Origin of the sequence: Pseudoclavibacter sp. CFCC 13796 (assembly GCF_008831185.1) — a bacterium.
In the GTDB taxonomy this organism is placed as follows: Bacteria; Actinomycetota; Actinomycetes; order Actinomycetales; family Microbacteriaceae; genus Pseudoclavibacter_A.
Genome location: NZ_WBKD01000001.1, coordinates 1,956,562 through 1,969,703 on the forward strand (window position 1 = coordinate 1,956,562; position 13,142 = coordinate 1,969,703).

11 protein-coding genes are annotated in these 13,142 nt (G+C 66.2%); 4 read left to right on the plus strand and 7 right to left on the minus strand.

The genetic code is table 11. The features are described 5' to 3' along the window. The first annotated feature begins 123 nt into the window (after window positions 1–123). A complete protein-coding gene (locus tag F8O07_RS08800; protein ID WP_158031680.1) occupies window positions 124–2,484 on the plus strand; it encodes a glycosyltransferase family 2 protein in 2,361 nt (786 codons plus the stop codon). A gap of 25 nt (window positions 2,485–2,509) precedes the next feature. On the opposite strand, the gene F8O07_RS08805 is transcribed toward F8O07_RS08800, so the two are convergent. Next, the gene (locus F8O07_RS08805) at window positions 2,510–3,490 is read right to left on the minus strand and encodes a glycoside hydrolase family 26 protein (protein WP_192496719.1); all 981 of its coding nucleotides are present in this window, start codon (window positions 3,488–3,490) and stop codon (window positions 2,510–2,512) included. A 158-nt stretch (window positions 3,491–3,648) separates the two neighbouring features. Between F8O07_RS08805 and F8O07_RS08810 the strand changes: the two genes are divergently transcribed. Beyond that, window positions 3,649–4,803, plus strand: coding sequence for a glycoside hydrolase family 26 protein (locus tag F8O07_RS08810; RefSeq protein WP_225733235.1), 1,155 nt, complete (start codon window positions 3,649–3,651; stop codon window positions 4,801–4,803). Between the two features lie 258 nt (window positions 4,804–5,061). Here the strand turns inward: F8O07_RS08810 and F8O07_RS08815 are convergent, their stop codons facing one another. From F8O07_RS08815 to F8O07_RS08825, 3 genes are all read right to left on the minus strand, one after another. Continuing rightward, entirely contained in the window at window positions 5,062–5,595 is a 534-nt protein-coding gene (locus F8O07_RS08815) for a carboxymuconolactone decarboxylase family protein (RefSeq protein ID WP_158031683.1), read from the minus strand. Further along, window positions 5,595–6,176 (minus strand): peroxiredoxin, encoded by a 582-nt coding sequence (locus F8O07_RS08820; RefSeq protein WP_158031684.1) that lies wholly within the window; start codon window positions 6,174–6,176, stop codon window positions 5,595–5,597. Before F8O07_RS08820 ends, F8O07_RS08815 begins: the two co-directional genes overlap by 1 nt. Window positions 6,177–6,391: 215 nt before the next feature. Next, window positions 6,392–9,031 (minus strand): DEAD/DEAH box helicase, encoded by a 2,640-nt coding sequence (locus F8O07_RS08825; RefSeq protein ID WP_158031685.1) that lies wholly within the window; start codon window positions 9,029–9,031, stop codon window positions 6,392–6,394. 46 nt (window positions 9,032–9,077) lie between these two features. Between F8O07_RS08825 and F8O07_RS08830 the strand changes: the two genes are divergently transcribed. After that, window positions 9,078–9,608 carry an NUDIX domain-containing protein gene (locus F8O07_RS08830; protein ID WP_158031686.1) on the plus strand — a complete coding sequence of 177 codons (531 nt, stop codon included), beginning with the start codon at window positions 9,078–9,080 and terminating at the stop codon, window positions 9,606–9,608. A gap of 9 nt (window positions 9,609–9,617) precedes the next feature. Here the strand turns inward: F8O07_RS08830 and F8O07_RS08835 are convergent, their stop codons facing one another. After that, a complete protein-coding gene (locus tag F8O07_RS08835) occupies window positions 9,618–10,373 on the minus strand; it encodes a glutamate racemase (protein WP_192496720.1) in 756 nt (251 codons plus the stop codon). Window positions 10,374–10,451: 78 nt separating this feature from the next. Between F8O07_RS08835 and F8O07_RS08840 the strand changes: the two genes are divergently transcribed. Then, on the plus strand, window positions 10,452–11,393 hold the full coding sequence (locus tag F8O07_RS08840; protein ID WP_158031688.1) for a Ppx/GppA phosphatase family protein: 942 nt from the start codon (window positions 10,452–10,454) through the stop codon (window positions 11,391–11,393). 90 nt (window positions 11,394–11,483) lie between these two features. Here F8O07_RS08840 and F8O07_RS08845 read toward each other — a convergent pair whose 3' ends face one another. Together F8O07_RS08845 and F8O07_RS08850 are read right to left on the minus strand one after the other, a co-directional pair. Continuing rightward, entirely contained in the window at window positions 11,484–12,299 is an 816-nt protein-coding gene (locus F8O07_RS08845) for a hydroxymethylpyrimidine/phosphomethylpyrimidine kinase (RefSeq protein ID WP_225732777.1), read from the minus strand. Between the two features lie 36 nt (window positions 12,300–12,335). Then, window positions 12,336–12,953 carry an IMPACT family protein gene (locus tag F8O07_RS08850; protein WP_158031690.1) on the minus strand — a complete coding sequence of 206 codons (618 nt, stop codon included), beginning with the start codon at window positions 12,951–12,953 and terminating at the stop codon, window positions 12,336–12,338. Window positions 12,954–13,142: the final 189 nt, after the last annotated feature.

Here is a 13,142-nt window from a genome sequence, read left to right on the forward strand (position 1 = left end):
CCCCGTGTGAGCCTCTGCTCCCGGCGATCCGTCGACAGGCTCCCGGCACCTGCCGCTCTTCGGCTGACAGGCGCCGCGCTCTCATCTGATTCCAGCCTTGATCCTGCCGTGGAGGCGTCCATTATGTCCCCTTCCAGACTGCTGTTCGCACGTCTCATCGCCGTTCTCGTCGCGGGGTTCGGCACCGCATACATCGTCTGGCGGTGGTCGGAGACCATCGCCTGGTCTGCTGCATGGCTCGCAGTTCCGCTGGTGGTCGCCGAGACCTACTACCTCTCGGAGTCGCTGCTCTACGCGCTGACGATTTGGAATGCCAGAAAGCGTCCACGTCCGCCTGCCGCTCCCCCGGGGCGCACCGTCGACGTGTTCATCACGACGTACGACGAGCCGCTCGGGCTCGTTCTGCGCACGGCGATCGCCGCCAAGAAGATTCGATACCCGCATCACACCTGGATTCTGGACGATGGGGACCGCCCCGAGTTCCGTCTGGCTGCGCGACGCATCGGTGTCGGATACATCACACGAGGCCCGGAGTGGCAGGGCCGGCCCCGTCTCGCCAAGGCCGGCAACATCAACAATGCCCTGTTTCGCACAGATGGAGAGTTCTTCGCCGTGCTCGACGCCGATCAGGTGCCTGAGCCCTCGTTCCTGGACGCCGTGCTCGGTTATTTCACCGACGACCGCGTCGCCTTCGTGCAGACTCCCCAAGAGTTCTGGAACATCGGGCGGCGCGACCCGCTCGGCAGCAGAGCCGAGCTCTTCTACGGCCCGATCCAGCAGGGCAAGGACGGCTGGGACGCCGCCTTCTTCTGCGGCTCCAACGCGGTGCTGCGTCGCGAAGCGGTGATGGCTCTGGGGCTCAAGCGCATTCCCTCACGCGCCCGGGTGCGCATCCACCGGCATCTGCGTCGGTCCCGGCATCGGCTGACGGCGCTTCGCAGGTCGGTGCGGGCCACCGACCAGGCTGCCGCATATGTGCTCGCAGACGTGCTGTCTGCGATCGATGAGGCTGCCGGCTCCCTTCGGCGGGCACAGCCGTTGGCGGCCGTCGTGCTGCGATTCCGTGCTCGTGTGCGCACGGCGTGCAGCATGGAGGTCATTCTTCCCCTCGAGGTGGCTGAGGCGATCGACGCCGTGCAGCAGCGCATGACCGTCACACGCAGCGATGCTGCGCTCGCCGTGCAGCCGGTGCGCACCACCTCGATCACCGAGGATATGGCGACGGCCATGCATCTGCATGCACTCGGCTGGTCCAGCGTCTTCCACGACGAGGTGTTGGTGCGCGGGCTGGCGCCCGAGCATATTCGCGACGCTCTCGCCCAACGGCACCGCTGGGCGACCGGCACGATGCAGGTGTTCTTCACGCAGAATCCGCTGGTCGTGCGCGGGCTGTCGATCGGGCAGCGGCTCATGTATCTCGCCACCATGACCAGCTACCTCAGCGGCTTCGCTGCGGTGGCTCTGTTGAGCGCTCCGATCGTGTTTCTCACCCTCGGCATCGCACCGATGGAGGCGAGTGCGATCGATTTCGCCGTGCGCTTCATGCCGCTCTTCGTGCTCTGCCAGCTGCTGTTCATCGTCACAGGCTGGCGTCGGCGAGGGCTGTGGCGAGGTCAGCAGATGTCGATCGCGCTCTTCCCCACCTGGATGCGCGCCTCGCTCGACGGCGTGCTCTCTGCACTCATCGGCCGTCCGGTGCAGTTCGCCGTCACTCCCAAGTCGGCCGACGGAGCCGCTCGCGGTGGATTCCGCGTGGTCATGCCGCAGCTGGTGGCGCTGTCGCTGCTGCTCGTAGCGGGTCTGATCGGCGGGATTCGCCTGATCATCGGAGCAACCGATCTTCAGGCGTCGCTGCTGGCCTTCGGCTGGACGGCTCTGGACGTCGTTCTGCTCTCGGTCGTGGTTCCGGCGGCGATCTATCGCGGGCCGAATCCGAATGCCGTGCGAGAGCCCTCGCCTCCTGAGGACGCGCTGTTCGCCGATCTGGTGGCCGCGGCGGCGAGCAGGCAGGACGCTGCCGCGGCGACCCGAGACGCGAGTGTCTCAGAAACTGCGACAGCGCTGTGCGGGCCGATCTCGGACCGAGCCGATGCGGTGGTCTTCACTCCGGATGCGATGACGCTCGATTCTCGTGCCGCCCTGCGGCTGCGCAATGAGGTCGCCGGGTTCCTGAGCGAAGACCGTCTGGTGCTCATCGACGTCTCCGAGGTTCGGAAGGTCACGCCGGCGGGGCTCGCGGGAATGCTGCAGCTGCTGCATCTCGTCCGGGCCGAGGGAGCAGACCTGCGCCTGTTCGGACTGTCGGCGGCCATGCGCAGTGCGCACGAGGCCTACCGGCTCGATCTGCTGACGCCGATACATCGGCAGGAGGCTGACGCCCTGCGATGGAACCCTGCACCGGCAGTCGCTCAGCCGCGGGGGCGCCGTCGACAGCAGTCTCTCACCGCACGACACGCGGGCACACGGAGGAACGATGTCAGATGAGTGCGGCGGCGGCCGACCGACGCATTCAGGCGAGTTCGCTGAGCGCCTGCCGAAACGCCGCAGCGCTCTCGGGGCTGGAGTCGATGCGCCAGTCTCGTTCTTTGTCCATCTGGAACCAGATGATCCCCAAGAGTCGCTCCTGGCTCGCGCTCAGCCGCATCAGCGAGTCGATCCACGCGGCTTTGCGCCGGGTGGCGCTGGTGTCCTCTGCGGAACCCGTCTCCGAGATCAGCAGCGGCGCCGTCGTCTCCAAGGCTCTCAGCTCGTCGAGCGATGCCCCGAACAGCTCCGCAGGCTCGGTCCAGTGATGCCCCTGACCGTCGCCCCAGTTGTACCCGCTCACCCCGATGAGGTCGACGGTCTCGGCACCGGGAAAGGTGTCGGGAATCGGGGTCGTCACGCCGCTCACCTTGACATTCGGCGACCAGAGCATCTGCACGTTGTCGGCTCTGTGCTCGGCCAGTATCCGATCGAGCCGGTGCCAGACCCGCACGTACTCTTCGGCGGTGTTGCCGTTGACGCCGACAGCCCACGGATACCAGTTCGCGTTCATCTCGTGGCCAAAGCGCAGGATGATCGGCGCCTCGACGGCCGCCAGCGCCTGCGCCCAGCGGTGCAGAGCGACGTCATGCTCTCCGGCGGCCAGCGTGCGCAGTGCGTACGACGGCTGATCGACGCCTGCCCCGGGCTGCCAGGGTTCCAGCGCCACGACCGGGGTGGCTCCAGTGGCGAGGTCTGCACGGATGCCGTCGACCGGCACCGGATCGTCCAGCGCTGCGAATCGCATGAGGTAGTCAGGCGTGTCACCGGCCACTTCGGTCACGTGTGCATAGTCGCTCGACGCCTGCCCGTCGTGCGGCAGGAAGACGCCCCAAGTCAGATCGTGCCGGGCACTGGTCGGTGCGTTCTCCGACTGCCCGCGCTCTGCCGGTGCACCCTTAGGCGATGCGGCACATCCCATCGCCATCACGGCGACCGCCATCACGCAGGCGGCTGCAGACAGCACAGACTGACGTCGACCTTGTCCAGTCTTCCTGTTGCTCGGCATTCCGGGCCTCCTGACCGCCGCATCCGATTGCATTGGAGTCTGACATGAACACCTCTGAGAATCGACCCCGAAGACTTGGTCGAACACGCGCATCCGTCGTCCTTCCTGTCGTCTTGATGGCGCTGTCCGCCACAGGAATCACCCTGGGGATGCGGCAGGCGCTTCCGCCCGAGCCCACTGCGGCTCAGTGCGCGATCACTGATCGAAACCTGCTCGACAGCACCGATGACGGCGTGCTGCTAGGTGTGAACCTCGATTGGGAGGCCAAGTCATTGGCCGAGCACGGCAAGTCGCTGTCGCATGACCCCGCAGTCGTCGTTCAGTTCACGGATATTCCCTATGATGACGAGACGTGGCAGCATACCGTCGAGGCGGCCGCCCAGGTCAGAGCGACCGGCGGGGCGCTGCTTCTCACCTTGGAACCGCACGGCGGGCTCACCACGCTCAGCGAACCAGTCGTCGACAAGCTGGTCGCCGACCTCGCATCCCTCAATGGGTCGGGCGTGCCGGTGATCGTCAGGCTGGCCCATGAGATGAACGGCTCCTGGTACGCCTGGGGCCAGCAGCCGACGGCGTACCGTGAGGTCTTTCGGCGCGTCGCCGAGGCCGTCTACGACGGTGCGCCCGGAAGCTCGATGATGTGGGCCCCGAACTACGGCGGCGGCTATCCCTTCGTCGGCGGCCAGTTCGCCGCGGTTCCGGGCAGTGTCGATCACCACCTTCTCGACACTGACGGCGACGGCACGATCACCATGCATGACGACCCGTATGCCCCCTACTATCCGGGCGATGACGTCGTCGACTGGGCGGGAGTCTCGCTCTATCACTGGGGCAATCAGCGCCCTTGGGGCGACAACGACCCGCTGATCGAGAGAACGAAGTTCACCGATATGCTCACCGGCACATATCAGGGCACAGCTGGCGACGACTCGGCTCTGCCAGATTTCTACGCGGTCTACGGCGAGCAGCACGGCAAGCCCATCGGCATTCCCGAGACGGCAGCCATCTACACGCCGTCTCGTGGCGGAGCCGACGAGCTGACGGTCAAGCAGGCGTGGTGGAACCAGGTGTTCGACGACTCCGTGCATGAGCAGTATCCACAGATCCGCATGATCAACTGGTTCGAGTGGCGCAAGTTCGAGATCGAGATCAACGACACCGTCGACTGGCGGGCTGCCGGGTCCGATGAGACGCGGGATGCGTTCCTTGCTGATCTGCCCGACTGGCTGCTGTACTCGTCTGCGCTCGGCACCTGCCGCGCTGGCCGGTAATCAGCGCCCGAACCGAAGCACCTCGGCCTGTGAAGAGCCGTGTGGCTCACCCGCACAGGATGAGCGCCGCCCCGAGCGCTCACCGCACTCGCAAAGAGATCCTGCCCGGGCACGCCCACAGATGAGGAAGGGGCCGGCACCGCATTATGCGGGCCAGCCCCTTCCTGCTCCAGCTGGGAAGCCTCACGCCGAGAGCGTGCGGTCAGACTCCTGCTGGCCTTCGCGCCTGAGGTTCGTCCTGTGACTCAGGCAGCCGGATCAGATCTCCACGGCCTCGGTAAGCGTGATCGCCTGACCGATGCCCGCCATCACCGCAGCGATGCGCAGCGTCTCGAAGACCTGCTCACGAGAGATGCCCTCGCGACGCACGGTCGCCTCATGAGCGTCGAGGCACTGCTCGCACCCGTTGATCGCCGATACGGCAAGCGACCAGAGTTCGAAGTCGGCCTTGTCGACGCCTCCTGCAGACCCGATGATGTTCATGCGCAGGCCCGCACGCAGATCGTCATAGGTGCCGTGCAGAAAGTGACGAGCACGGTAGAACACGTTGTTCATGCCCATGATCGAGGCCGCACCGAGCGCCGCTTTCAGCGCCGTCTCGTCGAGATGCTCTTTGGCTTCGCCGACGACCTCGACGATGACCGACTCGACTCTCGTCGCCGCAGCCGTGGCCGCCATCGCACCCCAGAGCTGCTGCTCGGTCAGCGTCGAATCGCGCAGCAGCGTGCCGATGTTGAGTTTGAGGTCTTTGGCGTAGTCCGGCAGTGCGTTCTTCAGGTTCTCGATGGTCATCAGTGCACCAGTTCGTGGAACGCGTCGATGGTGGCTGCGCCCTTCTGCCAGTTGCAGGCGCAGAGTTCGTCAGACTGCAGCGCGTCGAGCTGACGCAGCACCTCGTCGGTGTTGCGCCCGACCGAGCCTGCGTCGACCATGACGAACTGCACCGTGTTGTTCGGGTCGATGATGAAGGTGGCACGGTCGGCCACACCGTCTTTGTTCAGCACACCGGTGGCTGTGACCAGCTCGCGCTTGATGTCGCTGGCCATCACGAAAGGCAGATCGCGCAGGTCTTCGTGCGAACGACGCCATGCGTAGTGCGTGTACTCGTTGTCGACCGAAGCGCCGATGACGACGGTGTCCCGATCTGCGAAGTCATCGTGCAGCTTGCCGAAGGCCGCGATCTCCGTCGGGCAGACGAACGTGAAGTCCTTCGGCCAGAAGAAGACGACACGCCACTTGCCGGGGTTGTCCTTCGACGAGACCGTCGTGAAGAAGTCTTCCGGCTTGTTCGCCTCGACCTTGCTCAGATCGCCGGGCACCACACCCGTGAGCTCGTAATCGGGAAACTGATCGCCGATCGTCAGTACAGACATTCCGTGTTCCTCCATCTCTGCGGCACGGCATCACTCTGCACGACGCCGCGCCAAGGCGGCCCGATTGGGTCGTCGACTTATTTTGTCTGACTCAAATATACCGCATCTGTCGGAGAGTGACGACACGAACACGACGGGCATACAGCGCACAGCATCCGATCCGAGTCTGCGGGTGAAGCCGTCGTTGCCATTGGACGAGCTCACACGCCACAGGATCAGACCTCGTGCATGGCGAGCGTGCGCACCACGGCTTCGCCGGCCTCGTCCGAGGCGTCGAGATCGACCTCAGCGGTGATCTGCCAGTCGCGGTTCTCCTCCGGGTCTTCGAGCCGCTGCCGCACCGTCCACACTCGAGGGTTCGTCTCATCGATCTCGAGCAGGCGAGGGTTGCGTGCCTTCGCGTCGAAGCCGATCGCGTCGTACTGCTCACGATATCGGTCGAGCGCCTGCTGCCAGCCGGCAGCGTCCAGGCCGCCGTTCTCGGCATCCGCCGCCGCCAGATCATCGACACGCCAGAAAGCAGCAAGCTGCACTCTCCGGAACATCTCGTTGCGCACCAGCACGATGAAGCCGCGACGGTTGTCGGTGAGTCGCGGCGGGTTGGCCGGAAGAGTCCCGGGGCGCAGCGACTGCTCGGCATCGCGGGCGAGCTGCTCGGCATCGGGATGCGCAAGCTGCTCCCACTCGTCGATCAGGCTGGAGTCGACCTGACGCACCAGCACGCCGAGCCATTCGATGATCGTCGTGAGCGCCTCGTCTTTCCGGCCCTCGGGCACGGTGTGCGACAGCGCGCGGAAGGCATCAGAGAGATAGCGCAGCACGACCCCCTCGGAGCGCTGCAGATCGTAGAAGCCGATGACGTCGCGAAAGTCCATCGCCCGCTCGAACATGTCGCGCACCACCGACTTCGGCCGAAGCTCTTCGTCGGCAGCCCACGGCACCGACTGCAGGTACTGGTCGAAAGCCGCACTCAGCAGCTCGTCGAGCGGTTTGGGCCATTCGATCTGCTCAATGATCTCCATGCGCTCGTCGTACTCGACGCCCTCGGCCTTCAGCTCGGCGATCGCCGCACCGCGCGCCTTCTTCTGCTGCGCGACCAGCACGACTCGGGGATTCTCGAGAGTGGCCTCGATGATCGAGACCACGTCGAGCGCATAGGTCTCGCTCTCGGGGTCGAGCAGCTCGAGCGCCGCCAGAGCGAACGGCGACAGCGGCTGGTCGAGCGCGACCTGCTCGCCCACTCCGTCGGCGAGACGAATCACCAGGCGCCCATCGTCGAAGCGCTTCTGCTCGACGACGCCCGCAGCGCGCAGGGTTCGATAGATCTGCAGGGCGCGTCGGGCCAGGGCGTACTTGTTCTCGAGCGGCTCGGCGCTGTCGAAGATGAGCGATCGCACCCGGGCGAAGACATCGCCGCCGAAAGCGATCGCGTTGAGCAGGATGCCATGGGTGATGCGCATCTGCGAGCGCAGGGGCTCCGGTTGGGCCGCGATCAGCTTCTGAAAGCTGGGCTCGCCCCAGCTCACCATGCCCGCAGGCGCCTTCTTGCGCATGACTTTGCGGCGCTTCTTCGGGTCGTCGGCGTACTTCTTCGAGATCTTCGCATTCTCGATCTCGTGCTCGGGGGCCTGCGCGATGACGTCGCCCTCGGTGTCGAATCCGGCCCGCCCGGCACGGCCTGCGATCTGGTGGAACTCACGAGCCGTGAGATGACGCTGACGCACCCCGTCGAACTTGGTGAGACCGGTGAACAGCACGGTGTGAATGGGCACGTTGATGCCGACGCCCAATGTGTCTGTGCCACAGATGACGGCGAGCAGCCCCTGTTGCGACAGCTGCTCGACCAGCCGCCGATAGCGCGGCAGCATGCCCGCATGGTGCACGCCGATGCCAGCGCGCACCAGCCGCGACAGCGTCTTGCCGAATCCTGTGGTGAAGCGGAAGTCTCCGAGCGCCTCTTTGATGCGGTCACGACGCTCACGGCCGACCAGGCCGGCGTTGACCAGCCCCTGCGCGGTCTCGATCGCCGCCGCCTGTGCGAAGTGCACGACGTAGATCGGTTCGCGACGCGAATGCATCAGCTCTTCGGCGAGCTCGTGCAGCGGCGTCAGCGAGTATTCGAAGTGCAGCGGCACCGGCCGCTCGGCGTCGTCGACGAGGGCGACTGGGCGATCGGTGCGGCGGGCCAGGTCGGCTCGCAGCCCACTCACGTCGCCGAGCGTGGCCGACATCAGCAGAAAGCGCGCATCGGCGAGCAGCAGCAGCGGAACCTGCCAGGCCCATCCGCGTTCGCTGTCGCCGTAGTAGTGGAACTCGTCCATCACGACGGTGTCGAGACCGGCCCGGTCGCCGTCGCGCAGTGCCTGGTTGGCCACGATCTCGGCCGTGCAGCAGATCACGTCGGCGTCGCTGTTCACTGCGGAGTCACCGGTGAGCATGCCGACGCGATCTGCGCCGAAGATCTCGATCATGTCGAAGAACTTCTCGCTGACCAGGGCCTTGATCGGGGCGGTGTAGGCGGCCCGTCCGCCACGCCACAGCGCGAGGAAGATCGCTCCGATGGCAACCAGCGACTTGCCCGAGCCGGTCGGCGTGGCGAGGATCACATGTGCGTCACCGGCAAGCTCGAGCACGGCCTCCTGCTGATGCTCATAGGGCTCGATGCCTCGTGCGCTCACCCAGTCGAAGAACTGCTCGAATGCGGCGTCCAGATCGTCGCGATCGCGATCGGGCGTCAGCCGTTCGGCCAGCGACGGCACCGACGGCCCGTCGGCGTCACCGCCGTTCGCGCGTACAGCGTCATCGCGCTGCACATAGTCGAAAGCGGCATCGGTGTCAGAAGTCTGGTCAGCCATCACGTTCAGTCTAGGGGTGGCCGCCGACGGCCAGTAGACTGACGCCATGAGCGACCTGAACCAGCACCCCAGTGACCGGAGTCAGTATCTGCAGCCGGCGCCCGACGGCTATGTCGTTCGAGATTCGGGTGACGCCTGGGTCACCGGGCCTGACGGCAGCAGATACTGGGGGCGGTTCGGGGCGGCCGGACTGCTCGCCCATGACACCGACCGCGGCGTCCTCATGCAGCACCGAGTCGAGTGGAGTCACTTCGGCGGCACCTGGGGCATTCCCGGCGGCGCTCGCCGCGAGGGCGAGACCGCTCTACAGGCCGCCCTGCGCGAAGCCGGCGAGGAGGCCGGAGTGCCGAGCGACGCGATCGACCCCATCACCGAGCACCGATACGACTTGGGTTTCTGGTCGTACGTCACCGTGCTCGCCCGCGTCACACGGCCGTTCGACGCGGTGCGCTCCGATGCAGAGAGCCTCGAGGTCGCCTGGATCCCGCTGACGCAGGTCGCCCGTCTCGAGCTGCATCCCGGGTTCGCCAAGGCCTGGCCCGACCTGCAGCGCACGCTGCTCGAGCATCAGATCTGAGCAGAACCGCTACAGGACGATGTGCTCCGCCCACGTCAGTTCGGCGGCGTCTCGAACGCCAGCCGCAGCGAAGGCGGCGTCGTCAGAGAACTCTGCGACCGACGCATCCGCCGGCACCTTGAGCCGACGCAGGGCCTGTCTTGCGACGGCCTCGGCGCTGTCGAGCAGCACCGTTCCGGGCGGCAGGGCAGCGGCGATCACGTCGGCGACCAACGGGTAGTGCGTGCAGCCCAGAACCACGGCCGGCACTCGGGGCGTGCGCGAGACGGCGTCCCGAACAGCCGCCTCGATGCGGTCGGCGTCTGCGTGCTCGATCGCATCGGCGAGGCCATGGCTGCCGACGATGTCGACCTGCTTCGTACCGGCGAACACCTGCACCAGGTCGGCGAGGTAGTCGCTGTGCGCGGTCGTCTCAGTCGCCCAGACCGCGAAGTGGTCGAATCGCTGTGCGGCCGGCTTCACTGCGGGCACGGTCGCGATGATGGGGATGCGCGGCTCGAACTGGTCGCGCAGCGGCTCCCGTGCCACGATGCTCGCGGTGTTGCAGGCCAGCGCAATGCCCTGGGCGCCGGCGTCTCGGGCCCGACGGGCCATGGCGAAGACGCGTTCGACGACGTCTCCGGGGTCGCGTTCGCCCCACGGCGAACCGGCCGGGTCGGTCATCAGCAGCACACGCAGGTCGGGGGCCAGACGGTGGATCCACTGTGCGGTGGGCAGCAGCCCCTTTCCGGAGTCGATCAGCGCAACGCATTTCTCGGTAGACACGCTGTGCATTCTACGCCGCGGCGCTTCGACGCCTGCGCGGATTGCACGCAGGCGCACATCGCACACTAGGCTTGACGCATGCGCCTTGGGGTTCTTGACGTCGGATCGAACACCGTTCACATGGTCGTGGTGGATGCCCACCCCGGCGCAAACCCGTCACCGTACTCGACGCATAAGTCCGTACTGCGTCTGATGCGGTATCTGACGGCCGACGGTTCGATCAGCGATGAGGGCGTCGACCATCTCGTGACCTCGATCGGACAGGCCGTCGCGAGCGCGCGAGCAGAGAAGGTGCACGACCTCGTGGCCATCGCGACGTCGGCGGTGCGCGAGGCGACCAACGGCCCCGCAGTGCTCGAACACATCGAGAACGAGACCGGCGTGCACCTGCGGGTACTCGACGGAGAGGACGAGGCACGACTGACGTTTCTGGCAGTACGCCGCTGGTTCGGCTGGTCGTCGGGCACGATCATGCTCATCGACATCGGCGGCGGGTCGCTCGAGATGGCGATCGGCCCCTCGGAGTATCCGATCTCGGCACGTTCGGTGCCGCTCGGCGCAGGTCGCAGCACGATCGGCTATCTGCATGACGACCCTCCGACCAAAGATCAGATTCGTCGGCTGCGTCGCCATGCCTTCGAGCTGGTGTCCGACGCGGCAGACGTGTTCGCCGAGATGCCACGTCCAGACCACGTGGTCGGCAGCTCGAAGACCATCCGATCCCTCGCAAGACTGGCCGGCGAGACGCACACGCACGGCAACATCTCGTCACAGTGGCTGAAGCGCAGCGATCTCAAGAAGTGGCTGCCGAAACTCGCAGAGCTGCCTGCCGACCAGCGGCAGAGCCTGCGCGGCATCACCGCAGACCGGGCCTTCCAAATCGTCGGCGGCGGCATCGTCCTGCATCAGACCATGAAGGCGCTCGATGTGGACGAGCTGCAGGTGAGCCCCTGGGCGCTGCGCGAAGGCGTGATTCTGCGCTACCTCGACTCGCTGGAGCAGGGCGGGTCAGATCTCTGATCTGCCGACCGAGACGCTGAGGGCCTCGTGCGCTCTGCGTGCACGAGGCCCTCAGCCCTGCGATGGCCGGTCACGGCCGTCAGATCGACGTCAGTTCGCCGCACCCTGCCAGAGCACATCGAACGGGGCGTTCGACTCGACGCGCCCCTTGATGCCTGCGGTCACGAAGTCCTTCGCACGATGTGCGGCTTCGAGCGGGCTGTCCCCGAGAGCAAGGCCAGCCGTCACGGCGGCCGCGAGAGAGCATCCGGCGCCGGCCACCACATGCTCGCCGACTTTGGGCACGCGGAGCACCTCGAGCGTGGTGCCGTCGTAGAACACGTCGATCGCGTCGGGGCCGGGAATGCGGACGCCTCCCTTGGCGAGCACAGCCGCTCCGCTCTTGTCGTAGATGCGCTTGGCCGCCTCTACGAGGTCCTGCTCGCCGTCGATGCGGGCCATACCCGAGAGCTGTTCGCTCTCGAAGTGGTTCGGGGTGACGAACGTGGCGAGAGGCAGCACCTTCTCGGTCAGCGCGGTGTCGGTGTCAAGCGCGGCGCCGGGCTCCTGCCCCTTGCAGATCAACACGGGATCGAGCACGACGTTCTGGTACGAGCGCTCAGTCAGCGCGGCGGCCACACGGTCGATGGTCGGTGTGGTGCCCAGCATGCCGACCTTCACGGTCTTCAGCTGATCAGGGCCGTACGCTGCGGTGATCGCCTCGATCTGATCGCTGATCACCTGCGGCTCGACCGGCACGAACCGGTGGCTCCAGTTGTTCTTGGGGTCGAACGAGACGATGCAGGTCAGTGCGATGGAGCCGAAGACTCCGAGCTGCTGAAAGGTCTTCAGGTCGGCCTGGGCTCCGGCGCCTCCGGTGGCCTCAGAGCCCGCGATGGTCATGGCGAATGCAGGTGTCGATGGCATGCAGAGTATTCTACGCGCGACACGCATGGTCGATGTTCACATCAGCCGACGGTCGGTGACGACGCCGCGCACCCGACCCGCGGTGACCTGCACCAGGTGGGCGAGTGCGGCATCCGTCTCTGCGAGCGGCACGCCCAATCGCAGGGTCACCGACGCTTCCCAGACAGCACCGATCTGTGCCCAGCCGCGCTGACGAGCCGCGCGCTGCACAATGGCCGCATCGTGGTGGGCGGCAGCAACCTCGATGACCGCGCACTCGCGCACTTCGCGCAGCGACGCCCGGTCGATCGCGGCTGTGGCGGCCTCTCGGTATGCACGGGCGAGGCCGCCCGTGCCGAGCAGGATCCCGCCGAAATACCGGGTCACCACACAGACGACGTGCCCGAGACCAGCGCTCTGCAGCGCGTCGAGAATCGGGCGGCCGGCGGTGCCCGAAGGCTCGCCGTCGTCATTGGTGCGCAGAATGTCGGCGCGTTCGCCGACGATGAAGGCGCTGCAGTGGTGCCTGGCCTGTGGATGCGCCGAGCGCGCCTGCGCGATGGCTGCCCGAGCCTCCGTCTCGCTCTCGACCGAGACGAGCCTGCTGAGAAAGCGCGAGCGCTGCACCAGAATCTCACCATCGACCGGCAGTGACGGGGTCAGGAAATGCGTCATGTGGCGATGATACCGCCGGGTCTGAGACGCCAAGAGAAAGAGAGGGCCGCCTGCTGACGTGCAGCGAAGCGGCCCAATCGGCTCCCCCCGGATTGTGCACGCCAAGCGCTCACAGCCGATACCTCAAGATTAGCAAGCAGGTCTTCGTCAGCCGAACAGGTTGCCGAGAATAGATACCAAAGTATGCAT